Consider the following 24,224-nt stretch of genomic DNA (forward strand, 5'->3'; position numbering starts at 1 on the left):
TCCAGGGATCATCTTTTGATCCTCCTAATAAGCAAAAGCCGCCGGGAAGCGATTTCCGGCGGCTTTTGTCTAAGAGAACACACATTGGAACATTATAAGGGAGATTTCACCATGGAACACATGATGCTTCTGGTCACCTACCGTATGCTCCCCGGCCAGCGGGACGCTTTTCTGCAGGAGGTCGCCGCTGCCGGAATCCTGGCAAAGGTCCAGCAGGAGGACGGTTTTGAGCGCTACGATTACTACCTGAGCGCCGCCGACCCGGACGAGCTGCTCATCGTTGAGGAGTGGGACTCCGAAGCCCAGCAGCAGGCCCACGTAAACACCGACCACATGGCCCAGCTCCGCGCCATCAAGGAGAAGCATGTCGCTTCCACCGCGATGCAGCGCATTGCCAAAGCCGACTGAGCACGAGAGGATAGAAAAGCACCCGCGGCCTGCTGGCTGCGGGTGCTTTTTCCGAAGGAGAGAACGGAATGCTCAGCCCTTGACGCCGCCCAGTGCAACACCACGGACGATGAACTTGGACAGCAGCAGATAAACAATGATCACAGGCAGGATGGCAATGGCCACCAGCATATAGACCTTGCCCATATCGAACTTGAGGAAGTCGGCACTGCGGAGCTGTGCAATGAGGATGGGCAGGGTCTTTTTGTCTGCCGTATCCAGCACCAGTGCGGGGATGAAGTAGTTGTTCCAGCTGGACACAAAGGAGAAGATGGCCTGCACCGCCAGAGCGGGCTTCATAATGGGAAGCACGATATGGTTGAAGGTGTAGAACTCCCCTGCGCCATCGATGCGGGCGGCTTCCACGATCTCCATGGGCAGGCTGGCATCCAGATACTGCTTCATAAAGAAGAACACCGCCGGGGCCGCAATGCTGGGGATGATGAGGGGAATGAAGCTGTTCTTCAGGCCCATCTTTGTGATGAGCTGCAGGAAGCCCAGCGCCGAGACCTGGGTCGGCATGGTCATAATGAGCAGGATGATGGCAAACGCCGCCTTTTTGAACCGGAAGTTATAGGCGTAGATGCCGTAGGCTGTCAGGGCCGAAAAATAGACGCTGAGGGCAGCCGAGCAGCCGGACACGATCAGGCTGTTCCGCACACCAGTCAGCACCGGGATGTTGGCATCTGACAGCACATTTTTCAGGTTGGTCATCAAGGATCTGCCCGGCAGAAAGGAAAAGCCCTTCTGGATCTCAAAATGGGTACGGGTGGAATTGATGACCAGCACATAGAAGAAGAACAGGCATAAAAAGCTCAGCAGCACCAGCGCCGCATAGCACACCGTGCGGCGGGCCGCAAGGGTCGCTTTTTCGGATTTTGTCTTGACTGCGTGTGACATTATGCTTTTCCTCCCTTCACCTGTTTGGCCGCCTGCCTGCGGGCCTTGCGCTCGGCCCTGCTCAGGCCGTCGTCCTCCTTGGTCAGGGCCATGTAAACGATCACGCAGAGCACTGCGCACACCAGGAACAGCACCACCGAGACCGCGCCGGCCATGCCGTAGTTCTTGCTGAACAGGTGGTTGTTCAGGTACATGATCATGGTGGTGGAGGTGCGGTCGGGGCCGCCCTTGCCGTTGGTCAGGATCTGCGGCACATCGAACATCTGCAGGCCGCCGATCATCGAAGTAATCATCACATAGACCAGGATCGGCCGAATGAGCGGGATGGTGATCTTCCAGAACATCTGGTTCGGGGTGCAGCCGTCCAGCTCCGCTGCCTCATACAGGGTGGGGTCCACGCCCATGATGGCCGCCATCAGCATGATGGTCGTATTGCCGAACCACATCAGGAAGTTCATCAGGCCGATGAGGCCGCGGTTGCCCCAGACACTGTTCAGGAAGCTGAAGGGCTCCTTGAGGATGCCCATGCCCACCAGTGCAGCGTTCACGGGGCCGTTATCCGAGAACAGGGCAAAGAACAACATGGCAAATGCCGAAGCCATGATGAGGTTGGGCATGTAGATGACTGTCTTGAAGAAGGTCTGGCCCTTCAGCTTCAGGCGCAGGTCGGTGAACCAGGCCGCCAGCAGCAGCGAGATGGCGATCTGCGGGATGAAGCCGATGATCCAGAGCAGCAGCGTGTTGCCAAAGTATTTGGGCAGGTCAGTTGCAAACAGGGTGATGTAGTTCTTCAGGCCCACAAAGGTGGGGCCGATGATCTTCAGGCCGCTGCGGTAATATTCAAAAAAGCTGTAATAGATCGTAGACCCCAGTGGAATGAGCTGGAACAGCGCAAAGATGAGGAAGAACGGTGCAATGAAGATATAGCCCCACTTTGCATAGCTGATCGAGCCGTTCTTCTTTGGTTTTGCTCCCATAGTAACTGCCCTCCTGACGTACACTGCCCAAAGCAAAACGGGGCGGGCGGGATCAGCGTCCGGCCCGCCCCATTCAGATTCGGTTCAAAAGGTTTTCAGGTTCCGGCTGCGCTTATGCGGGCCAGACCACATCGGTCAGCTCGGGGTACTTTTCCTTGATGGCGGTCTCGAAGTTTGCCTTTGCGGTATCCTCGTCCACCGTGCCGGTAAAGTAATCCTTGAAGGCATTCTGGAAGCTCTCGTTCAGGCCCTGATCGTACGGGCCTGCGTTGGACATATCGATCTTCTTTGCAGCTTCTGCAAACAGGGCAATATGGTTCTGGCCGCCCAGGAAGTCGGAGGCATAATCGCTGTTTGCGATCTCTTCCATGGCCTTCTCGTTGTTGGTGTAATCCTGCGTATCCAGGGTGATCTGCTTCATAATGGCTTCGTCGCAGGTCAGCTTCTGCATCACGTCGCGGATGATATCGGTATTATCGGTACCGGCTGCCGCGCAGATCCAGGTGCCGCCCCAGTAATAGGGCTGAGGGCCTTCGCAGACTGCGTAATCGCCGTAGATGCCGTTGCCCACTTCTTCCTTGCCGCCCTCGGCCACAGGGGTCTCCAGAGAGTTGCCCAGCAGGGTGAAATTGATGCCCCAGGTGGAATAGAAGAAGCCAAACACCTTGCCGCTCGGGCCCTGATCGGCTGCCCACTGGCTGTCCCACAGGCTGGACTTATTGTTGTAGCCCTTATCGGTGTACTCCTTGGTTTGATCGACCCACTTCATAATGTTGGGGTCTACCTTGACGGTCGTGCCGTCCACCCAGGGAGCGTCCACGTTGTTGGAGAAGGTGCGGTAAGCATCATCGAAGCCGGACAGCATCTTGTAGCCCTTGGCATAGGCCTGTGTAGCCACCTCGTTGAACTTATCCCAATCGGACAGATGGCTCTGCACCTCGGTGGGATCATCGGTGCCCAGCACTTCCTTGGCGATGCTGCGGCGGTATGCGAACAGACCGGGGGTCGCCTGCCAGGTGGTGCCGCGCTGGCTGCCGTCCACGCTGACAATATCCTTGGTGTACTGGTACTGACCAGCCAGATCGGCATCGGTCAGGCCGATGTCTGCCTTGACATCCAGTGCGTAATCGGAATCCACATACTTCAGTGCGTAGTCAGCCTCGATCAGGAAGATATCTACCTTGTCATCATCGGCGGCGGAGTCCTGATTCAGCAGGGCCTCATCCAGCTTATTCTGGTAGTTGTTGTTCTCGTTGGCGTTGATGGTCCACTTGACAACGGTGCCATCTTTCAGGGTGGTGGTGGATTTATCCTCAGCAATGGAGGCGACCTCGGGGTAATAGTTATTGAAGCGGCCCTGGAACTCGTCGTTCCAGCACCAGATATTCAGCACCTTGCCCTGAGCTGCCGGAGCAGCGGAAGCGGCGGAAGAAGCTGCGGCAGAGGATGCCGCGCCGGTAGAAGAAGAGGAGCCGCCGCATGCGCTCAGCGCTGCACTGATGGTAACTGCACCGGAAGCCAGCAGGAAATTACGACGCGAAATCTTTCTCATAATGAAAAACCTCCTTCAATGGTTTTCGTGAAAAAGCGTTTCAAATTCAAGGCTCCGGTTCGCCCGGAACCAAATCCAACCCATTCATTCGATGCTGCGCACCGAGCCGCCCTCCAGCAGTTTTCCTGTCACCGGGATCTGCTCGGCCAGCGTCACACGGGGGTGCTCGATCATCTGCACCAGCTTATCTGCTGCCATCCGGCCCAGCATTTTGGTGTTCTGCTGCCAGGTCACCAGCTGGGGTTTCATCACGCGGGAGAGGTAAATGCCGTCATATCCCATCACGGAAATATCCTCCGGGATGCTCAGGCCCGCTTCCTGCAGAGCGATGCAGCCGCCCATGGCCGAGAAATCATCGGGGAAGAGGATGCAGGTGGGCCGCTGGAGCAGTGCCAGCAGGGCCCGGGTCTCCTCGGCACAGCGGTCGGGATCGTGATACACACCGCTGCGCACATATTCTTCGGGGACCTGCAGCCCCAGCTCCGCGCAGCTCTTGTAGAAGCCCGCCAGACGGTTCTCCGTCACCGCCGTGCGCTCGCCATGGATAAAGGCGATGCGGCGGTGGCCGTTGGCGTAGGCGTACCGCACCAGCGCCGAAAGCCCGTTGACATTATCGGAAAGGACCGCCATCCGGTTGTTGAACACATGGTCGATGGTCACCACCGGCACATCACTGTTGACCAGCTCCACCACCTGCGGATCGTTGAAATCCACGCAGGCGATCACCGCTCCGTCCACGCCCCGGTAGTGGCAGTGCTCCAGATAGGTCATTGTTCTGCCGCCGAGGTTCCGGTTGACAAAGGTGATATCGTAGCCCAGCTTTTCCACCTGCACCTTGAAGCTGTCCAGCACCGCCGAGAAGTACTCGTGGGCCAGGCCGCTCTGCCGCTCGTCCACAAACAGAACGCCAAGGTTGTAGGTACGGTTGGTTTTCATCGCGCGGGCCGCCATATTGGGCACATAGCCCATCCGGCGGGCCGCCTCGCGGACACGGTCGCGGGTCGCAGCAGAGATGTCCGACTGGCCATTGAGCGCTTTGCTCACCGTTGCCACCGAGACACCGCATTCACGCGCCAGATCTTTTAAGGATGACATTTCGCCGCCCTCCCTCACAGGGACCCGCTCAGGGCTCCCGAGCGAATCCTAAATCGTTTTCGCAATTTCAATATAGCGCATTTTGCACTAAAAATCAAGCAGAAGAAGAAAAGTTTTATCTCAAAAGGCTACATTTCAGCAGGTTGCGAGATTTCATTTCCTCAGAATTATGCAGTCTGCATCGTTTTCGTTACATTTCGTTACCGTTCGATAATTTTTTCGTTCCCATACCGGTTTTTACCCCTGAACCAGCCCGCTGCACCCTTGTTGTATATTTCAGGTCCGCTCTTGATTTTTCCCGCAGGATAGACTATTCTTAGGGTGACAAGTGCCTTTCCCACCCTTGGGCCGCAAGTTCTAAATCGTTTTCGCCATCAAATGATTTCAGCATTTCCGGTTTACCCTATAAGGAGGAACAAGGCTATGAGATTCGGACATTTTGATGATGCGCGCCGGGAATATGTGATCGACACGCCCCGCACTCCCCTGCCCTGGATCAACTATCTGGGCAGCGAGGACTTTTTCAGTCTGGTGTCCAACACCGGCGGCGGTTACAGCTTTTACCGGGATGCCCGGCTGCGGCGGCTGACCCGCTACCGCTACAACAATTCCCCGCTGGACATGGACGGCCACCGCATCTACATCAACGATGGCGGCACCATCTGGAACCCGGGCTGGCAGCCCGCCAAGACGGAACTGGACCGTTACACCTGCCGCCACGGTCTGGGCTACACGATCCTGCAGGGCGAGAAAAACGGCATTGCGGCCGCTCAGGAACTTTTTGTGCCCCGGGGCGATGCCTGTGAGATCGACCGGCTGACGCTGGAAAACAAGACCGCTGCCCCCCGCACGCTGGACGTGTTCAGCTATGTGGAGTTCTGCCTGTGGGATGCCATGGACGACAGTTCCAATTTCCAGCGCAACTTTTCCACCGGCGAGGTGGAAGTGGTGGAAAGTGCCATCTATCATAAGACAGAGTACCGGGAGCGCCGGGATCACTACGCCGTGTTCTGGGCCAACGCCCCTGTTACCAGCTTCGACACCAGCCGGGATGCCTTCTGCGGCGTGTACGGCGGCCCCGCCGCACCGGAAGCGGTCAAAGCCGGTCACTGCTCGAACAGCATTGCCCACGGCTGGGCTCCGGTGGGTGCCCACCATTTCCATCTCACGCTGGCACCGGGCGAGAAAAAGAGCATCATCTTCGGGCTGGGCTACATTGAAAACCCGGTCGGGGAAAAATTCAGCGCTCCCGGCATCATCAACAAAGCCCGGGCCGAGGCCATGATGGCCCGCTATGCCACCGACGCACAGGTGGATGCCGCCCGCAGGGCACTGGCCGACTACTGGCAGGAACTGCTCTCGGGCTGGCAGCTGACCTCCGGCGAGGAAAAGCTGGACCGGATGGTGAGCCTGTGGAACCAGTATCAGTGCATGGTCACCTTCAACATGAGCCGCAGTGCCAGCTATTACGAGAGCGGCATCGGCCGCGGCATGGGGTTCCGGGATTCCTGTCAGGATCTGCTGGGCTTCGTCCACATGATCCCTTCCCGCGCACGGGAGCGCATTCTGGATATTGCTGCCACCCAGTTTGAGGACGGCAGTGCCTACCACCAGTACCAGCCCCTGACCAAAAAGGGCAACCGCGACGTGGGCAGCGGCTTCAACGATGACCCGCTCTGGCTCATTGCGTGCACCGCCGCCTATCTGCGGGAGACCGGTGACTGGTCGATCCTGGACGAGCCGGTTGCCTTTGACAACGACGTGACCAGAGCACAGCCCCTGATGGAGCATCTGCGCCGGAGCTTCCGCTACACCCATACCCATCTGGGCCCCCACGGCCTGCCGCTGATCGGCCGGGCCGACTGGAACGACTGCCTGAACCTGAACTGCTTTTCGGAGCACCCGGGCGAGAGCTTCCAGATCACTGGCCCCAGCGAGGGCCCTGTGGCTGAGAGCGTGTTCATTGCGGGCATGTTCGTGAAATACGGCCGCGAGTACACCGAACTCTGTGACCACCTGCACCTCACCGAGGAGGCCGCCAGTGCCCGCACCGCCATTGACGCAGTAGAACAGGCCACCCTGACCGCCGGCTGGGACGGCGCATGGTTCCGCCGTGCCTACGATGCCTTTGGTGCCCCCGTAGGCAGCAGGGAATGCGACGAGGGGCAGATCTTCATCGAACCCCAGGGCATGTGCGTGATGGCCGGGATCGGCCGGGAGACCGGTCAGGCCGAAGCCGCACTGAAGAGCGTGGAGGAGCGGCTGGACACCCCGTACGGCGTGGTACTGCTCCAGCCCGCCTACACCACCTACCGGCTCAATCTGGGCGAGATCTCCAGCTATCCCCCGGGCTACAAGGAGAACGCCGGTATCTTCTGCCACAACAACCCCTGGATCAGCTGTGCTGAGACCGTGCTGGGCCACGGTGACCGGGCCTTTGCTGTCTACAAAAAGACCTGCCCGGCCTATATCGAGGACATCAGCGAGATCCACCGCACCGAACCCTACGTTTACAGCCAGATGGTGGCAGGCCGCGATGCCCCCACCTTCGGCGAGGCCAAGAACAGCTGGCTGACCGGCACGGCGGCATGGACCTTCGTGAACGTGAGCCAGTACATTCTGGGCATCCAGCCCACTCTGGATGGCCTGCGCGTTGACCCCTGCATCCCCCACACGCTGGCAGGCTACACCGTCACCCGCCGTTACCGGGGTGCCGTGTACCACATCCGGGTGGAGAACCCCCACGCCGTGCAGAAGGGCGTGCAGAGCGTCACCGTGAACGGTGCTCCTATTGCAGGCACCCTCCTGCCGCTGGCAAAGGCCGGTGAAGGTGTGGAAGTTGTCGTGACCATGGGCTAGGCGCATAGCTTCTGTTTTGTAGAATTGTAAAGCTCCCGTTTTTCAGCTTTTTCTGAGAAGCGGGAGCTTTTGTTTGTGATTCATTGAATTCACAGTGGATTCGTGCTATTCTACTAATAAATCTGAAAAGCAGCGGGAGGATTTTCTATGAATGCGCATAAAGCGACAATCACCAGCATTTTTGATGGAACCACATTGATTGAGATTCCATTTTTTCAACGTTCCTACGTCTGGGACAAATATCTTTGGGAGCGCTTCCTAAATGATATGGAATTCACGGTCAAAACAAAGTCCCCACATTTTCTTGGTACCCTGATTTTCAAAGACAACGGAACGCCAAAATCGTCCGAGCCTTATTCCACGCAGTTGCTTCTGATCGATGGTCAGCAGCGATTGACAACATATCTCATCTTCTTGAAAGTTCTCTGTCTAAAGTTAGGGCAGTCTCTTACATTTGATTCTCATTATCGATTTCCAGACACGAATGATTTGAGCCTTCAGCATGGAAAAAACGATCGTCCCGCCTTTGAAAAGGTAATGGGTATGACCGCACCAGTTTCTATTACAGATGACTTTTCAAAATCCCGTGTCGTTCAGGCTTACAATTTTTTTGTAGAATCATTGGATACATCCAAATTAAATTACACCACGATCGTTGGAAAAACTCACTTTGTTCGGATCGACCTGGATGCGAATGATGATGAACAGCAAATATTCGATTCTCTGAACTCTCTTGGAGTCAGCCTGACCACCTCTGAACTGCTCAAGAATTATTTTTTCAGTCGTAATAACCTGACAGATTATCAGACGATCTGGGAGCCTGTCTTTGATAATAGCGCCGCAACAAAAGAATACTGGGATACCATTATAGAGACCGGCCGCATTCGCCGTCCTCTGATCGACATCTTTTTTGATGCTTATTTTCAATTGTTCATCCAAAATAAAAAATACAGTATCAGCACAGAGGACAAGTTGATTTATGCCCGCACAGATCGACTGTCAAATTCCTATCAGAGCTTTGTGGACAACTACTGCGGCGGAAGCAAACAGATCATCCTTTCCTCTCTGAGGGAGTATGCCGAGTTGTTCCGTAAGACATTTCAGCCGGATATCTGCGATACTACAATTCCATCCACATTTGGTATCGAGCGGCTGAATGTGGTTATCTTCGGTCTAAAAACAACAACGCTGATTCCGTACGTTCTCTATCTTGCCAAGAATATTTCTGATACGAATGCTCTGAACCAGATGTATGGTATTCTTGAAAGCTACGTTATGCGTCGTATCGTGACCCATGCAACATCTAAAAACTATAACAACCTTTTCCTTTCTTTGATTGCTAATGAGATTCTGGATGCTGACGATCTGCGCACTCGATTACAGGCCGCTAGTGGAACGAATTCTTATATTCCGACAGATACTGAACTTCGGGATGGTTTTGAACATTCTAAACTGATGAACCTTTATTCTAAAGGTGTTCATTATCTGATTGAAAGCCACATCCACCCCGCTCAGAGTGCTGTCGTGCTGCATGGTTTCAACAATTACAGTCTTGAGCATCTGATGCCCAAAAAATGGCGCAACAACTGGCCCGCCTGCCCTACCCCGCTGGACGCAGAAAAAAGAGATTCTATCCTTCTGACTCTGGGAAATCTCGCAATCATCCCACAGTCTTTGAACGCCTCCATCCGGGACAGTGACTGGAGCACAAAGAAAGCCGGAAAGGGCCAGGAAAAGCCCGGTCTTACGCTCTGCGCATCGGGCCTTTCCACGCTTCAGGATGCCCTGACAAAAACGGACTGGAACGAGATTGAGATTCAGGCCCGTGCCCTCTGGCTTTACAAACAGGCACAAAGTCTCTGGAAACTTTAAACCATTCAAAAAATGCCGCCGCACGAATTTGTGCGACGGCATTTTCAGCTTCAATTACAGCATCCTGGAAAGGAAAGCCTTCAGACGAGGATGCTTGGGGTTCGAGAAGAGCTCCTGCGGGGGCTCATCTTCCTGGATCCTGCCCTCATCGATGAAGATGACGCGGTTGGATACCTCGCGGGCAAAGCCCATCTCGTGGGTGACCACCAGCATGGTGATGCCGGTGTGGGCCAGCTCCTTCATCAGCTCCAGCACCTCGCCGACCATCTCAGGGTCAAGGGCGGAGGTGGGTTCGTCGAACAGGATGACATCCGGGTCCATGGCCAGAGCACGGGCAATGGCAATGCGCTGCTGCTGGCCGCCGGAAAGGCTCTTGGGGAACACATTGGCTTTATCGGACAGGCCGACACGGGCCAGCAGCTCCTCGGCGCGCTTGGAAGCCTCCTCCTTGCTCTTGAGCTTGAGCAGCTCCGGGGCCAGGCAGAGGTTCTGCTTGACGGTCAGGTGGGGGAAGAGGTTGAAGTGCTGGAACACCATGCCCATCTTCTGGCGCACGGCATCGATGTGGGCATCATCCACCTCGATGCCCTCAAACTTGATGGAGCCGCCGGTGGGGATCTCCAGCCGGTTCAGGCAGCGCAGGAAGGTAGACTTGCCGCAGCCGGAAGGGCCGATCAGGCAGACCACATCGCCGCGGTAGATGTCGATGTCGATGCCCTTCAGGACATCCAGGGTGGGGGTGGGCTGCTTTGCGCCCTTTTTGGCCTCACCGCCGTAGGTCTTGGTCAGACCACGGACTTCCAGGATCTTTTCAGCATGATTAGCGGTCACCTTGCGCCATCCTCCTCTCAAACTTCGACAGCAGCCATGTAAAGAGCATGACTAAGACCAGATAGACCACTGCAACGCCCAACAGGGGGAACATGGCCTCGTAGGTACGGTTCATAATGCCCTGCGCCGCATACAGCAGCTCCTTGCCGCCGATAACGGTGATGAGCGAGGTATCCTTGAGCAGGACGATGAACTCGTTGCCCAGTGCAGGCAGCACCGCGCGGATGGCCTGCGGAATGACAATGACCACCATGGTGGTCATGTAGTTCAGGCCCAGGCTGCGGCCGGCTTCCATCTGGCCGGGGTCCACCGCCATCAGGCCGCCGCGGATGATCTCCGAGACGTAAGCGCCCGAGTTGATGCCCAGTGCCAGCGCACCGACCATGGTAAAGTTGCGGCTGTTGGAAAAGATGACCATGCTCATAATGAGCAGCTGGACCATCATGGGGGTGCCGCGGATGATGGTGGTGTACACCTGACAGACGGCATTGAAGAAGCCCAGCACCGGGTTCCTGCGGCCGGGACGCTGCTGGTCGTGCGCAACACGCACCAGTGCCACCACACTGCCCAGCACCACGCCCAGTGCCAGCGCAATGGCGGTGACCAGCAGCGTAGTGCCCACGCCCTGGATGTACTGCACCCAGCGGTCGTTCAGGATGAACGCCTGATAGAATTTGAAGAACATTTCCTGCCCGAAGTCCAGCTTCGTGCCGCTGTTGAGCAGCTCTTTCAGCAGTTCGTATTGTGCGGCCATTCGCATCCTCGCTTTCTAAAATTGTTAGAATTTTGTAACCTGTTCTTTCCAAAAAAGGGGAGGTGCCCCAGATGGGGCCGCCTCCCCGTGATACAAGGTACAGCTGAATTATTCAGCGGTGATGTACTTGTCCACGATGGACTGCAGGGTGCCGTCAGCCTTCAGCTCTTCCAGAGCGGCATTGACAGCATCCTCCAGAGCGGAACCCTTTGCCAGACCGATGGCGTAATCCTCCTCGGCGTAGCTGGTGTCCAGAATGACCAGACCGGGGTTGGCGGCAACGAACTCCTTTGCAGGGGCATTGTCGATGACAACTGCATCAACCTGGCCATTGTTCAGAGCCTGCACAGCGGTCAGGCCGTCGTCGTATGCGACCACAGCGTCATCGCCAAAGTCATCAGAGCAGTAGATGTAGCCGGTGGTGCCACGCTGGGTGCCGATCTTCTTGCCTGCCAGATCATCGGGAGAGGTGATATCAGAGCCCTCGGGAACGATGATGGACTGGATGCCGGTAGCGTAGCTGTCGGAGAAGTCCATCACAGCCTTGCGCTCGTCGGTCACGGTAACGCCAGCCATGACAATATCGGCCTTGCCCTGCTGCACGCTCAGCAGTGCTGCGTCGAAGTCCATATCATCGATCTGCAGCTCCAGGCCCAGCTTCTCAGCAATGGCCTTGGCGGTGTCGATGTCGATGCCCTCAAACTCACCGGCATCGGTGGTCATCTCGTACGGAGGGAAGGCAGCGTTGGTGGCCATGGTCAGCTTGCCAGCCTCAACGGTGGTCAGCTCAGCGGCAGCGCTGGTGGAAGCAGCCTCGGAAGAAGCTGCACTGCTTGCAGTGGAAGAAGCGGTGCTGGAGGCGGAACCGCCGCAGGCAGTCAGAGCCAGAGCGGCAGCGGTCAGACCAGCGGCAGCCAGAAAGCTGCGGCGATTGATCTTTTTCATATTCAAACACTCCTCTGTTGATTGTATAATTTTTCACTTTCCCGGCACGATGCGCTTCATCGTGTCATCAAGGAACAGGATTAGTATATGTTGTACAAATAAAAAAGTCAAGTGTTGTGCAAAAAATCGGAACAAATGAAACCCTTTTGAAAACATTTATACATACAGCGGCCCATTCTTAATGCATATATACATTTTTGGCTCGGTATTTTTGCCTTTCCATTGCGTTCTGCCGTTGAATGCTCCCGCATAACCAACGAGACCGCCCGGTGGGCGGTCTCGTTTTTGTTTTATCGGCGTTTCTGTGGCAGGGGGATGCCCAGCACCAGGGCAATGCCCACGGCCAGCGCCACGGCGATCTTGAAGGTGGAGATGCCGTTTGCCAGCGCCAGAGCGTTGTCGCCCTGAATGAAGTAGTAGGCGCTGTAATAGATGCCCGCACCGGGCACCAGCGGAAAGATGCCGGTGAGCAGGAACACCGTCACCGGTGCTCTGAGGGTCATCGCAAGGATGCGGGCCAGCAGCGTCAGCGGAATGACCGCCAGCAGCGAGGCCGCAAAGGCTTCCATCCCGAACAGCTCCGCGATCTCGTATACCAGCCACCCCACTGCGCCCACCAGCCCGCAGTAGGGCAGGGTGCGCCTGGGGCAGGCAAAGAGGATGGCAAAGCTCAGGGTGCCCGCCCCGGCCAGCAGGAACTGCAGGGCCAGACGGCCCAGCTGCTCCCCGGTGAAAAGAAGTTCTGTCATACCACGGCCACCCCCTTCAAAAAGGCATAGAGACTCAGCACAAGGCCGGTACCGATGGCGATGCTGGCCGCAATGAGCAATGCGTCGATCATCCGGATGGTGCCGGACAGGTAATCGCCCTGCACAAAGTCCCGGATGCCCATGGTAAAGGCGATGCCGGGGGTCAGGATCATCAGAGTACCGATGATGGCGTGACTGGCTTCAGTGCCCAGCAGGCTGCAGCCCAGAATACAGCACAGGGTGATGAGGGCGGCGGTGGAGATGGTTCGGAACCCGCCCCCCACGCCGTGCCGCCCGCAGAACAGCAGGTAGGCGTTGGCCGCAACACCGGCCGCAGCGGCGGCAAGCCCGGCTTTCAGGTCGCCTCCAAAAATCAGCGCAAAGCAGAACGCGCCGCCCATGCCCGCCGCAAGCTGCACCCAGTCCTTCGGAAAAGGGATGCACCTGGCCTGAGCCAGCCGGGTCTCGGCCTCATCGATGGTGTCCACTTCCCCGGACGCGATCTGGCGGGAAAGCTGATTCACCGCCGCCACCCGCCCCAGGTGGGTGGTACGGGTGGGCACGTTGCGCACCTCGCTCATCTCCGCCGTGCCTGCGCTGGCAAAAATGCCGTTGGTCAGCACATAGACATGGAACTCCCGCAGGTGGAAGCTGGCCGCCATGATCTCCATGGTCTGCTCCACCCGGAACACTTCTGCCCCGTTCTCCAAAAGGGTCTGACCGGCCGCCATAATAAAATCCATGATGCGGCGGCGCTGTTCCCCGTCCGGATACAATTCCCTCTCTGCCATGCTGTGGTCTCCTTAAAATTGGCATAAAAAATGACCGCCTCAACGTTTCAGTGCCTGAGCGGTCATTTTTCTTGACGAATCTATTTGTAGTATAGTCAATCTCCGGCGGCTTGTCAAGCAGGCACGCCGTTTTTTCAGAACTTGAACAGGTTCACGATCCGCTGCCACAGGCGGGTGAAGAAGTTGCCTTCCTGCACATCGGCGGTGGTCTGGGCGGTAACATCCGCAGCGGCGACCGTCTCACCGGTCTTATAGATGAACTTCACGCTGCCGGAAGCATCCTCGGACTTACCGGCAAAGCTGGTGTAGTCCTCCAGACGGCTGGTCATCTCGTCCAGCACGGTCTTCAGGCCGTGGATCTGCTCCTCGTCCAGAGCACCGGTCAGCTTGGAGATACCCTCCTCATTGAACTGGTTCAGGCCATCGTTCAGCCGGACCGTGCCATCGCTGAGCTGGCCTGCGCCATCATTCAAGGTGGTCACGCCGTCATACAGGGTCTTGGTGCCATCGGCCAGCTGGGCGGCACCGTCCTTTGCGGAGTGGGCACCGTCAGCAGCGGTGGCAACACCATTGGTGTACTGGTTGACACTGGACACGAAATACTGGATCTGCGCCAGGCTGTTCTTCAGGGCACGGACATCTGCGATATCCTGGCTGTTCTCAGCCTGATACTTCAGCTCGTCATGCACGGTCTGTTTTGCGCTGGCAGTGCTCAAATCAAGCATGGCGCTGAACATGGAGGGGTCGTAGCTCTGCATCAGCCGCAGAGCAGCTTCCAGGTCGTGGTTGGTCTTGGTTGCGGAGAGATACAGGGCAATGTCCAGCTGGCTGTCCTTGAAGCTGGGCTCCTGCTCCCAGACGGTGCGCACCATCTTCTTGCGGGCAGCGGCCAGTGTCTTTTCGTTCATGGTCAGCACTTCGTCAATGACGGAAGCGTAGTTGTGCCAGGTCATGGGGGTGTCGATCAGGCCGCCCTCCATCAGGGTGCTGTTGGCAGAGGCCAGAACACCATCGGCCACCTGCTGGGCACCGGCCTGCAGGGCAGCGTTATTGGAGCTCAGGGTATCCAGACCGTTGGTCAGCTGGCCCAGACCATCGTTCAGGGTGGAAGCGCCGCTGTTCAGCTGAGAAGCGCCGTCCAGCAGGGCCAGGGTACCGTTGGCCAGCTGGGAAGCACCGTCCACCAGTTGGGCGGCACCATCCATCAGCTGGTTCATGGCATCGTTCAGCTGGCTGATGCCATCGGTCAGCTCGTTGAGGCTGCTCAGGTCAAAGGCATTGGTGCCCAGCGCATCGGCGTTGGTGGCACAGGCCAGCATGACCTGCGGCGCGGTCAGGTTCTCAACATCGGCTTCCACGGTGACGCTGTCCTGCAGATAATCCTCCACAGTGGACAGGTCATCGGGCAGCAGGCCGTCCAGAGAGTCCTTCACGCCGGGCAGGCAGACAAAAGCGGCCACGCTGCTCTTGGCGGCGGATTCCAGCATTCCGTGCTCGGCGCTCAGGTTGGTGGCATCCTGACCAAAGATCACGCCCACAGCAGTGATGAGCGGGGTGACAACGGTGCGTTCCTTGCCGTTGACGGTCACGGTGCCGGTCTCGTTGTTGGTCAGGTCGACGGTCACGGTCAGGTGGCCGCTCTTGCCGATCAGGTTCTCAAGGCTGTCGGTCACGCCGTCCAGCGTATAGGTGACATTTGCGGTGATGGGCAGGGCCTTGTCGGTATTGCCCTTATAGTACACGTCGGTGTCGTCGGTGTTCCAGACCAGCTTTTCGCCGTCCTGGGTGAACGCGGCATCGCTCTCGGTGTTCTGGATATCGGTCAGAGTGCTCTCATCGGTGACATTGGACAGGCCGGAAGCGCTGTACAGGTGCTCGCTGACGGTGGTGGACTTGATGGAGCCGTCGGCGTTCATCACGGCGTAGACCGTCTCATCCTTGGAATAATCGGCCTTGGCGGCTGCAAAGGCGGGCAGGGTCATGCCTGCGGCGAGAGTCAGCGCCAGCGCCGCACTGGCGAAACGAAGCGATTTTTTCATGGTAATTACTCCTTATCAGACTTCTTGGCGTTGGAAGATTCAGGGACCAGCCAGTGCATGGTGGTGTGGCGGATGACCCAGTCCAGCAGCATCAGGGCGGCGGGCAGAACGACCAGAATGACAGCCATACTGATCAGTGCGCCGCGGGAGATGAGCCGGCAGATGCTCTGCAGCAGCTCCATCTTACTAATGGCGGCCACGCCGACGGTTGCGGCAAAGAAGGTCAGGCCGCTGGTCAGGATGGACTGGCTGCAGTGCTCCAGCGACTGCTGGGCAGCTTCCTGCGGGGTGCGGCCATAGCTGCGCTCCTCGTGATAACGGGTGGTCATCAGGATGGAGTAGTCCACAGTCGCGCCCAGCTGGATGGTGCCGATGACGATGCTGGCGATGAAGGGCAGCTGGGTACCGGTGAAGTACGGGATGCCCATATTGATGGAGATGGCGGCCTCGATGCTGGCAACCAGCAGCACAGGGATGGACAGGCTCCGGAAGGAGATCAGGATGATGGCAGCGACCGCCATGATCGACCAGACGTTGACGTTCTTGAAATCCACGTCCGCAACCTCGATCAGATCCTTGGTCATGGCACCCTCGCCGGTGATGACACCGTTGGGGTCAACCGCCTTGATAAGGTCGTTCATCTCGGTCAGCTGGTTGTTGATGGCATCGGTGCCGGTCTTATAGGAGCTGTTGGCCAGAATGAGCTTGTAGCCGCCGGACTGCAGGATCTCGGTCACGCTGTCGGGCAGCAGTTCGGTCTGAAAGCCCGGACCGGTGATGGAATCCAGGCTCACCACCTGGGTGATGCCGTCCACGTCCTTGAGCTCATCGCAGAGGTCAGATACCTGCGTTGCGGTCAGGTCCTCATCCACCAGAATAAAGTGGGAGGTGGTCATGCCAAAGTCCTCGCCCAGCTTGTTGGTGCCAACGATACCGGTCAGATCCTGGGGCAGCGAGTCGAACAGGGTGTAGTAGACCTCAGTCTTTTGCTGGGCCACCACAAAGGGCACCAGCAGCACAAGAAAGACGACCACGATGGGCATTGCGTGCTTGGAAACAAAGTAGCTGAGCTTGGTCAGCTTGGGCACGATGGTGCGGTGCTTGTACTTTTCGACCTGCTGATCAAAGGTCAGGATCAAAGCAGGCAGAATGACGATGGTGCAGATGACACCCAGCGCCACACCCTTTGCCATAACAACACCGATATCGCGGCCCAGCGTCAGCCGCATGGCGCACAGTGCCAGGAAGCCCGCAATGGTGGTCAGGGAGGAAGCGGTGATGGAGGTCATGGTCTTGCAGATGGCGGTCACCATGGCTTCCTCGTTGGAGGAGCGGAGTTCCTTTTCCTCCTGATAACGATGGAGCAGGAAGATGGAGAAGTCCATCGTCACGCCCAACTGCAGCACCGTGGAAAGCGCCTGGGTGATGTAGCTGATCTGACCCAGGAAGATGTTGGTGCCAAAGTTGTACGCAATGGGGAACAGCAGGCCCAGCATGAACAGCACAGGCGTGATGGTGCTCTCCAGCGAGAGGAACAGCACCAGCATACTGGCACCCACAGCGCACAGGATGTACAGCGGCATCTCTTCATTGATCAGCGCCTTGGTATCCTGCAGAATGACGCTCATGCCGCCAAAGTAGCAGTCGTGCCGCAGCACCTGTTTGATCTGCTTGACGGCGTTCATCGTCTCGTCGCTGGCGCTGGGCGCATCAAACCGGACGATGAGCATGGTGGAATCATTTTTACCGAACATGAACTGCTGGACATCCGCGGGCAGCATCTCGGTGGGGATGCTGGGGTCGATGACATCGCTGAGCCAGAAGGTCTGTGTGACACCGGGCACCGCATCAATGTCCTTCTTCATGGCGATCAGTTCATTGGTAGGCAGGCCTTCCACCGTGATCATACCGGTGGAGGCCAGATGGAAGTCGTCCTCAAGCGCTACCTCGCCGATCATGGAGTCAAGCTCCTGCGGCAGATAGGTCAGGACATCATAGTTGATGCGGGTAGCAACCGCGCCGATTGCGGAAGGGATCAACAGCAGGACCGCTACTGTTAAGATCAGCTTGCGCAGACGCACGATGCTCTGTGCGATCTTTTTCATGGGAACCCTCCATACGAAAGTTGATTGGATCTGCCCTAAAATGACCCGTGGTCATTTCTGAGCAAGCACTATTATAACCAATCGACGCAAGGTGTCAAGATAGAAAATGACCAAAAGTCAGTTTTCTTATCACAAAGCAAAAATTGTATAGCTTGTCCGGGGGCTTTTGCTCTTGCGCTCTTCCCTTCTCCCTGCTAAAATATTGTTTACACGACAAAACAACGTCAGAAAAGAGGATGCAGCAAGCTATGAGCACCGTGGAAGGAAAGAAACAGGAAAAGCGCCGTGCGCTTCTGGACGCAGCTTACGAGCTGTTTCTGGAGCGGGGCACCTCCAAGACCAGCGTGGAGGATATCACCTCCCGCGCCAAGGTGGGCAAGGGCACATTCTACCTCTATTTTGCCGATAAGGGTTCGGTCACGCAGGCCCTGCTGGCCCGGGTGAGCTACCAGCTGCTGGACAACGCCTGTGCCGCCGCCGAGCAGCACGCCGCCGAGCTTACCAGCTTCCCCGACCAGATGATCTTTGTCATCGACCATATCATCGAAGCCCTGCGCGCGGACACCCTGATGCTCCGCTTCCTGGAGCGCAGCTTTGTCTGGCCCGGGCTGGATCAGATCGAAGCCAGCGGCGAGGCCGAGCCGCTGATGCGCAAGGTCCTCCAGACCGTGATGTGCAGCCCCGAGATGGCGGGCCGCACTGAGCGGGAGATCTACCAGCGCATCACCGCCCTGGGCAGTATGTGCATATCGGTGTGCTACACCTCTGTATTGGAGGGCAAGCCTGACAACATCGACAACATGAAGCCCATCCTCTACGACATCATCCGCCGGGCGCTCTGAGCACCTCTCCCCTGCCAGCCCCCGCAAAGGGGCCTTTGCGCCAATCCCTCGGGGCAAAAAACGGAAAAGGCAGACTTTTTTCAAAAAAGCCCTTGCAATTGCGCGAAAAATGTGGTATTATATTCAAGTCGATACGACATCTGGACGGTTAGCTCAGCTGGTAGAGCATCTGCTTGACGTGCAGGAGGTCACAGGTTCGAGTCCTGTACCGTCCACCATACAGTTCGTACTCGAACCCGATTCTTTATGAAAAAGGGTTTGGGTACGTTTTTTGTTTATCGGAAGTTCTGCGGAAGGACTACTCGGAACGGTAAACGAGCAAAGGCAGGGTATCACTATGATAGTGGTATCCTGCCTTTTGCTTTGCGGAATCAAGTTCGCTTTGTGCGAACTTGGTCGTCCCCCTATATGGCGCGTTTGGGAGTAGTCGCTGCGTACGTGCGTACCGGGAGCCTGTACACCTCTGACAAGGTGTAACACACTAGACTTTGTGCCAAAGTCTGTGTGCCAAGGGGCCAAGCCCCTTAGAATCCCTGCGGAGCGTGTACGCACGTACGCAGAAAAATGGCAAAATTTCACTATATCGGGGTGTTCTTTCATTGGAGAGTATGGTATACTCGGCTTAGTTCAACAAATAAGAATTTGAGGAGATAGAATCGTGAGAACATATGAGAATAAGGATGAACTTAAAAACGAGATAAATAAAAGCTTTGCAAAGTATATATCAGAATTTAATGATATTCCGGAACCTTTAAAAGATAAGAGGATTGATGAGGTTGATCGAACTCCAGCAGAAAATCTTGCTTATCAGGTTGGATGGACAACGCTCATTCTTAAATGGGAAGCAGACGAAAGAAAGGGTCTTCAGGTCAAAACTCCCTCCGATAATTTTAAGTGGAATCAGCTTGGTGAATTATATCAATGGTTCACAGATACATATGCACACCTGTCACTGCAAGAGCTGAAAGACATGTTGAATGAGAACATTGATTCTATTTATGCAATGATCGATTCACTAAGTGAGGAAGAATTGTTTAAACCACATATGAGAAAATGGGCCGACGAGGCAACTAAAACAGCCGTCTGGGAAGTATACAAATTCATACATGTTAACACAGTGGCTCCGTTTGGAACCTTTAGAACGAAGATCAGAAAATGGAAAAAGATGGCACTATAACTTCCAGTTTGCTGTACTCGTTCCTAGCAGGGTTTGGGGCAGGCACGCCCCAACAAGAAGCTGTCCCAAAGGGGCAAGAATTTTCAAGAATTGAAAATTTGTGGCCACGGGACGATTCTTGCTCTCACCTTTTTCGCTGCGTTTCGCAATTTTCACATTTCAATCTGCTCGCAGATTGTTGACAAGCTGCGCTTGACCCGATACTATAAAGGCAAGTCGAATACGCGCCAAGGAGGTGCAACCATGACCGCCGTGATCTACGCCCGCTATTCATCTGACAGCCAGCGCGAAGCGTCCATTGAAGGACAGCTGCGCGACTGCAAGGACTACGCCGAGAAGAACGGCATCACCGTGGTCGGCACCTACATTGACCGTGCCTACTCCGCCAAGACGGATGACCGCCCGGACTTCCAGAGGATGATTAAGGACAGCGCAAAGAAAATCTTCGATGTAGTTCTGGTCTGGAAGCTCGACCGCTTTGCCCGGAACCGATTCGATGCCGTGAACTACAAGTACCAGCTGGAAAAGAACGGTGTCCATCTGGTGTCTGCTATGGAACCCATCTCGCAGGGGCCTGAAGGCATTATGGTGGAGAGTATGCTGATCGGCATGGCGGAATACTATTCCGCCGAGCTCGCCCTGAAAGTGGCGCGCGGTGAGCGCGAAAATGCCCTTCAGTGCAAGTATAACGGCGGGATCGTTCCGCTGGGCTTCACCATTGGCAAGGAGGACAGGCTGTACCATATCGACCCGGAGACAGCTCCCATTGTGCAGGAGATCTTCACCCGGTACGCCAACGGCGAGCCTGCCGAGAAAATCGCAGCATCCCTGAATGAGCGAGGGCTGCGCACCCGCACCGGGAAGCCGTTCGTAAAGAACAGCTTCTTCCAGATCTTCCGCAACCGCCGCTACATCGGCGAATACCGCTACAAGGACATTGTGACGCCGGGCGGCATTCCGGCTATTGTTGACCAGGATTTGTTCGACCGGGTGCAGCAGCGTTTCGAGCAAAACAAGATCGCCCACGGTCGGCCTGCAAAAGAGGATGTGAGCTATCTGCTGACCACTAAGCTATTCTGTGGCAAGTGCGGCACCCTGATGGGTGGCGAAAGCGGCACCAGCCACATGGGAAACACCTACTACTACTACAAGTGCGGCAACGCCAAGCGCCACGGCAAGGCGCACTGCGACCTGAAAGCCATCCGCAAGGAGCCGCTGGAGCGGTTCGTAGTGGACACCGCCATTAAGGTGATTTTTAACGACGAAATCATCGAACGGCTGATAGATTTAGTCATGGAAGCCCAGCAGAAGGAGAACACCCGGCTGCCTGTCCTGAAAGACCAGCTCCGGGACACGGAGAAGCGGCTGACAAACCTTCTGGAAGCCATTGAACAGGGCATCCTGACCCCGACCACCAAGCAGCGCTTGGACGAGCTGGAAGCCCGGAAAGAAGCTCTGAACACCAGCATTCTGGAAGAAGAACTGAAAAAGCCCGTCCTGACCCGTGAGTGGATTCGGTTCTGGCTTGAAAAATTCCGCAAGGGTGACGTGGGCAGCACGGAACACCAGCGGCAGATCATTGATACCTTTGTCAACTCGGTCTACGTTTTTGATGACCGGGTCGTGCTCAATTTCAACTTCACGGACGATTCCAAAACCATCTCCCGTGAAGAGGTGTTGGGTTCGAGTGCTGTGGACAATGCTCCACCAAACGTAAGGCCGTTTACCTGAAAAGGTAAGCGGCCTTTTCTTTTGGGTAGCTTAAGCGAGCGACAACCACCAGCTCTGCTGGTGGAATAAAAACGGCTTTAGCCCTAGACAAAGAGAAACCTCCCCGTAGAATAGAGTGTGGGTTTGCCAACCACATTCTAGGAACAGGGAGGTTTATCTTTGAAATGAAAGATAACAAAGACGTAGATAGTTTAAGCCATACCACGTGGAGATGTCAATACCATGTAGTGTTTGCACCGAAATATCGGGGAATGGTAATTTACGGTCAGATCAAAAAGGATATAGGGCAGATACTGCGCCAGTTGTGCGAACAAAAAGGTATTGAAATCATTGAAGCGGAGGCCTGCCCTGACCATATCCACATGCTGATAAGTTTTCCGCCGAAGTACAGCATTTCCTACGTCATGGGATATCTCAAAGGAAAGAGCAGTCTCATGATTTTCGACAGACATGCAAATCTGAAGTATAAGTATGGCAATCGGCATTTCTGGGCCAGGGGATACTTCGTGGATACGGTAGGAAAGAACAAAAAGAAAATCCAAGAGTACATTAAAAATCAACTGCAACAGGACCAGATTGCCGATCAGTTGAGCTTTAAGGAGTTCGTAGACCCGTTTACGGGTAGCAAGGAAACTAAGGCGTAAATAAAAAGGCCCCTTGAGGGACCTGCCACGAGAAAGGAATGCAGTTGACAGACCCATTCGTGGCCCCTTAAGGGGCTTTGCTAGTATTATGCCCTTCTAGGGCTTACTCAAGCCACCGGCTCAGCCGGTGGTTTTGACTTCTTCTTCCATTGTGTACCTCCAAATAAAAACAGGACAATCCATTTGGACTGTCCTGTAAAAAGTGAAGGGGAGCATCCAAAGATACTCCCCAGTAGATAATTATTTTTTCCTTACCATGCAACGCTTTTTGAAGAATGCGATGCCGTAGCAGAGAATGTCATCATAGTCATCCCTGAAATCTGCCGCATACATCCGGTCGTCGATTTGCTGAATGGCGGTATCACAGGCATCTGGCAGAGCATCCAGAGTTTTGGCATACTTGGCTTCAAAAATTGCCACGCGGCCATTGCGGATATCCTTTACGATAACATCGCTACGACCCTCGCCATGCTCTTTGTTGGATTCTACCACATAGCCAGCACCAGTAAAGATGCCTGCAAGGAAAGCGTGGTAAAAATCCTCCCGATAGTCATGGTAGCTGATGGTCATGCGCAGCAGCTTGGTCATTTCTTTTGTCAGAGCTTCGCTGTTTCCGCTCCAGACTGCATCAAACAAAGGGCTGCGGTTCCATGCCTTTGCACTGTCATCAAACCATTTGCTTACAGTGGTTTCAAAAATTTCCCGAATCTCTGCATTTGGAATCATCAGCGCAGAGCAGCCATCCGGCAGCGAATCTGTCAGATCCTTATCCCGCACCTTGGTCAGATAGCCTGTCAGATACAGCACACTCCAAAGATTTTCCTCAGAGGAGTGCAGATAATCGTAGGTCAGGTTTTCTTCAATATGCTGGACAATGGAGCCGCCAGCCATCAGCGTTTCGAGCTTCGTGGTGATATTGTCACCTGCATAGTCGATAAAAGAACGGATAATAGCATTATCGCTGGTGTTTTTCCAATAGCTTTTCGGCTTCTGTGCTACACCATACTGGAAATCTCGCAGATAACTGATCACGTCCCACGGACAATAAATGTCTGCATCGCCAAAATGATAACCGTCGTACCATGCCTTGATTTCAGCAGACTGTGATTCAAGACCAGCATCTTTCAGCATTTGATCTACATCTGCCTGTGTGAAACCAAAGGATTCGCTCAGCCGGGGAGAAAGAATCGTATCCGAAACGAAATTGTTCGTCCCGGTAAAAATGCTTTCTTTGGCAATTTTCAGGCAGCCAGTAACAACAGCAAAGTCGAGGGAGGTGTTGTCTTTGAGCGTGGTGCTCATCATAGCCCGCATCACGTCCAGCATCTGCGAATAATATCCGTTGCTGCTGGCTTTGGCAATGGGAACATCATACTCATCCAGAATGACGACCGCCGACTTTTTGAAATGGATTTCCAGCATCCGGGTCAATAGCAAAAAGCAGCTTTTGGTTTCATCCATTGATGCAGTGCGTCCCAGAATCCGCTTAAAGATGCCTTTGTCATCGTCGGAAATAGCATCGTCGTCCAAAAGAAACTGATAATCCTGAAATGCAAATGCCAGCTTCATGCACAGCATTCCATAGGCACTTTCAAAGGTCAGACCGTCCGTGTCCTTGAAAGAGAAAAAGACCACAGGACACTGATTCATCCACTTTTTGCAAAGTTCCGTATTTTTGGAGATCGCCAATCCCTCAAACATCTGCTTGCTGTCTTTGGTGATGTCCAGAAAATTTGCGAGAGTGCTCATACCGAGAGATTTTCCGAAACGACGAGGGCGAGTAATCAAGTTGACTTTAGGAATGCCGCCATCCAGAATCTCTGCAATCAGATTGGTCTTATCAATATAATAATATCCTTTGGTACGAATCTCTGAGAAATTTGAGATCCCAACAGGAAACTGCAAATCTGCCAT

19 protein-coding genes and 1 tRNA gene are annotated in these 24,224 nt (G+C 55.2%); 8 read left to right on the forward strand and 12 right to left on the reverse strand.

Going from position 1 to position 24,224, the window contains the following annotated elements; all coding sequences use genetic code 11:
- Positions 1 to 111: 111 nt before the first annotated feature.
- On the forward strand, positions 112 to 408 hold the full coding sequence (locus MTP40_RS12160; protein ID WP_035394851.1) for a putative quinol monooxygenase: 297 nt from the start codon (positions 112 to 114) through the stop codon (positions 406 to 408).
- Between the two features lie 72 nt (positions 409 to 480).
- Here the strand turns inward: MTP40_RS12160 and MTP40_RS12165 are convergent, their stop codons facing one another.
- From MTP40_RS12165 to MTP40_RS12180, 4 genes are all read right to left on the reverse strand, one after another.
- On the reverse strand, positions 481 to 1,347 hold the full coding sequence (locus MTP40_RS12165; RefSeq protein WP_117534424.1) for a carbohydrate ABC transporter permease: 867 nt from the start codon (positions 1,345 to 1,347) through the stop codon (positions 481 to 483).
- Positions 1,347 to 2,324 (reverse strand): carbohydrate ABC transporter permease, encoded by a 978-nt coding sequence (locus MTP40_RS12170; RefSeq protein ID WP_242888627.1) that lies wholly within the window; start codon positions 2,322 to 2,324, stop codon positions 1,347 to 1,349. Before MTP40_RS12170 ends, MTP40_RS12165 begins: the two co-directional genes overlap by 1 nt.
- Before the next feature lie 112 nt (positions 2,325 to 2,436).
- Positions 2,437 to 3,876, reverse strand: coding sequence for a twin-arginine translocation signal domain-containing protein (locus MTP40_RS12175; protein WP_249259455.1), 1,440 nt, complete (start codon positions 3,874 to 3,876; stop codon positions 2,437 to 2,439).
- An 84-nt stretch (positions 3,877 to 3,960) separates the two neighbouring features.
- Entirely contained in the window at positions 3,961 to 4,971 is a 1,011-nt protein-coding gene (locus MTP40_RS12180) for a LacI family DNA-binding transcriptional regulator (protein WP_249259456.1), read from the reverse strand.
- 423 nt (positions 4,972 to 5,394) lie between these two features.
- Here MTP40_RS12180 and MTP40_RS12185 point away from each other — a divergent pair, with 423 nt between their 5' ends.
- Positions 5,395 to 7,830, forward strand: coding sequence for a GH36-type glycosyl hydrolase domain-containing protein (locus MTP40_RS12185; protein ID WP_249259457.1), 2,436 nt, complete (start codon positions 5,395 to 5,397; stop codon positions 7,828 to 7,830).
- A gap of 147 nt (positions 7,831 to 7,977) precedes the next feature.
- Positions 7,978 to 9,702 (forward strand): DUF262 domain-containing protein, encoded by a 1,725-nt coding sequence (locus MTP40_RS12190; protein ID WP_249259458.1) that lies wholly within the window; start codon positions 7,978 to 7,980, stop codon positions 9,700 to 9,702.
- Between the two features lie 54 nt (positions 9,703 to 9,756).
- On the opposite strand, the gene MTP40_RS12195 is transcribed toward MTP40_RS12190, so the two are convergent.
- The 7 genes from MTP40_RS12195 to MTP40_RS12225 form a co-directional block, all read right to left on the reverse strand.
- Complete coding sequence (locus MTP40_RS12195; RefSeq protein ID WP_370569101.1) at positions 9,757 to 10,509, reverse strand: amino acid ABC transporter ATP-binding protein; 753 nt, start codon at positions 10,507 to 10,509, stop codon at positions 9,757 to 9,759.
- 13 nt (positions 10,510 to 10,522) lie between these two features.
- Entirely contained in the window at positions 10,523 to 11,287 is a 765-nt protein-coding gene (locus MTP40_RS12200; RefSeq protein ID WP_097773339.1) for an amino acid ABC transporter permease, read from the reverse strand.
- 108 nt (positions 11,288 to 11,395) lie between these two features.
- Positions 11,396 to 12,232, reverse strand: coding sequence for an ABC transporter substrate-binding protein (locus MTP40_RS12205; RefSeq protein ID WP_097773338.1), 837 nt, complete (start codon positions 12,230 to 12,232; stop codon positions 11,396 to 11,398).
- Between the two features lie 290 nt (positions 12,233 to 12,522).
- Positions 12,523 to 12,981, reverse strand: coding sequence for a threonine/serine exporter family protein (locus MTP40_RS12210; RefSeq protein ID WP_156059793.1), 459 nt, complete (start codon positions 12,979 to 12,981; stop codon positions 12,523 to 12,525).
- The gene (locus MTP40_RS12215) at positions 12,978 to 13,772 is read right to left on the reverse strand and encodes a threonine/serine ThrE exporter family protein (RefSeq protein ID WP_249259459.1); all 795 of its coding nucleotides are present in this window, start codon (positions 13,770 to 13,772) and stop codon (positions 12,978 to 12,980) included. Before MTP40_RS12215 ends, MTP40_RS12210 begins: the two co-directional genes overlap by 4 nt.
- Positions 13,773 to 13,906: 134 nt before the next feature.
- The gene (locus tag MTP40_RS12220; RefSeq protein ID WP_249259460.1) at positions 13,907 to 15,811 is read right to left on the reverse strand and encodes a hypothetical protein; all 1,905 of its coding nucleotides are present in this window, start codon (positions 15,809 to 15,811) and stop codon (positions 13,907 to 13,909) included.
- A gap of 5 nt (positions 15,812 to 15,816) precedes the next feature.
- Complete coding sequence (locus tag MTP40_RS12225) at positions 15,817 to 17,916, reverse strand: efflux RND transporter permease subunit (RefSeq protein WP_154276939.1); 2,100 nt, start codon at positions 17,914 to 17,916, stop codon at positions 15,817 to 15,819.
- 248 nt (positions 17,917 to 18,164) lie between these two features.
- Here MTP40_RS12225 and MTP40_RS12230 point away from each other — a divergent pair, with 248 nt between their 5' ends.
- From MTP40_RS12230 to tnpA, 5 genes are all read left to right on the forward strand, one after another.
- Positions 18,165 to 18,758: a TetR/AcrR family transcriptional regulator gene (locus MTP40_RS12230; RefSeq protein WP_117477167.1), complete on the forward strand. Its 594-nt coding sequence runs from the start codon at positions 18,165 to 18,167 to the stop codon at positions 18,756 to 18,758.
- A 142-nt stretch (positions 18,759 to 18,900) separates the two neighbouring features.
- A tRNA-Val gene (locus tag MTP40_RS12235) sits at positions 18,901 to 18,976 on the forward strand.
- A gap of 440 nt (positions 18,977 to 19,416) precedes the next feature.
- On the forward strand, positions 19,417 to 19,935 hold the full coding sequence (locus MTP40_RS12240) for a ClbS/DfsB family four-helix bundle protein (RefSeq protein WP_120079920.1): 519 nt from the start codon (positions 19,417 to 19,419) through the stop codon (positions 19,933 to 19,935).
- 243 nt (positions 19,936 to 20,178) lie between these two features.
- Positions 20,179 to 21,666, forward strand: coding sequence for a recombinase family protein (locus MTP40_RS12245; RefSeq protein ID WP_249259461.1), 1,488 nt, complete (start codon positions 20,179 to 20,181; stop codon positions 21,664 to 21,666).
- Positions 21,667 to 21,830: 164 nt separating this feature from the next.
- Complete coding sequence (gene tnpA, locus MTP40_RS12250) at positions 21,831 to 22,310, forward strand: IS200/IS605 family transposase (protein ID WP_249259462.1); 480 nt, start codon at positions 21,831 to 21,833, stop codon at positions 22,308 to 22,310.
- A gap of 240 nt (positions 22,311 to 22,550) precedes the next feature.
- Here tnpA and MTP40_RS12255 read toward each other — a convergent pair whose 3' ends face one another.
- The gene (locus tag MTP40_RS12255) at positions 22,551 to 24,224 is read right to left on the reverse strand and encodes an AAA family ATPase (protein ID WP_207684599.1); all 1,674 of its coding nucleotides are present in this window, start codon (positions 24,222 to 24,224) and stop codon (positions 22,551 to 22,553) included.

This window comes from Faecalibacterium sp. IP-3-29 (assembly GCF_023347335.1).
Lineage (GTDB): Bacteria > Bacillota > Clostridia > Oscillospirales > Ruminococcaceae > Faecalibacterium > Faecalibacterium duncaniae.

Coding starts and splice junctions, on each gene's coding strand:
- MTP40_RS12160 (WP_035394851.1), top strand. CDS start 112: ATGGAACACATGATGCTTCTGGTCACCTACCGTATGCTCCCCGGCCAG.
- MTP40_RS12165 (WP_117534424.1), bottom strand. CDS start 1,347: ATGTCACACGCAGTCAAGACAAAATCCGAAAAAGCGACCCTTGCGGCC.
- MTP40_RS12170 (WP_242888627.1), bottom strand. CDS start 2,324: ATGGGAGCAAAACCAAAGAAGAACGGCTCGATCAGCTATGCAAAGTGG.
- MTP40_RS12175 (WP_249259455.1), bottom strand. CDS start 3,876: ATGAGAAAGATTTCGCGTCGTAATTTCCTGCTGGCTTCCGGTGCAGTT.
- MTP40_RS12180 (WP_249259456.1), bottom strand. CDS start 4,971: ATGTCATCCTTAAAAGATCTGGCGCGTGAATGCGGTGTCTCGGTGGCA.
- MTP40_RS12185 (WP_249259457.1), top strand. CDS start 5,395: ATGAGATTCGGACATTTTGATGATGCGCGCCGGGAATATGTGATCGAC.
- MTP40_RS12190 (WP_249259458.1), top strand. CDS start 7,978: ATGAATGCGCATAAAGCGACAATCACCAGCATTTTTGATGGAACCACA.
- MTP40_RS12200 (WP_097773339.1), bottom strand. CDS start 11,287: ATGGCCGCACAATACGAACTGCTGAAAGAGCTGCTCAACAGCGGCACG.
- MTP40_RS12205 (WP_097773338.1), bottom strand. CDS start 12,232: ATGAAAAAGATCAATCGCCGCAGCTTTCTGGCTGCCGCTGGTCTGACC.
- MTP40_RS12210 (WP_156059793.1), bottom strand. CDS start 12,981: ATGACAGAACTTCTTTTCACCGGGGAGCAGCTGGGCCGTCTGGCCCTG.
- MTP40_RS12215 (WP_249259459.1), bottom strand. CDS start 13,772: ATGGCAGAGAGGGAATTGTATCCGGACGGGGAACAGCGCCGCCGCATC.
- MTP40_RS12220 (WP_249259460.1), bottom strand. CDS start 15,811: ATGAAAAAATCGCTTCGTTTCGCCAGTGCGGCGCTGGCGCTGACTCTC.
- MTP40_RS12225 (WP_154276939.1), bottom strand. CDS start 17,916: ATGAAAAAGATCGCACAGAGCATCGTGCGTCTGCGCAAGCTGATCTTA.
- MTP40_RS12230 (WP_117477167.1), top strand. CDS start 18,165: ATGAGCACCGTGGAAGGAAAGAAACAGGAAAAGCGCCGTGCGCTTCTG.
- MTP40_RS12245 (WP_249259461.1), top strand. CDS start 20,179: ATGACCGCCGTGATCTACGCCCGCTATTCATCTGACAGCCAGCGCGAA.
- tnpA (WP_249259462.1), top strand. CDS start 21,831: ATGAAAGATAACAAAGACGTAGATAGTTTAAGCCATACCACGTGGAGA.
- MTP40_RS12255 (WP_207684599.1), bottom strand. CDS start 24,224: ATGGCAGATTTGCAGTTTCCTGTTGGGATCTCAAATTTCTCAGAGATT.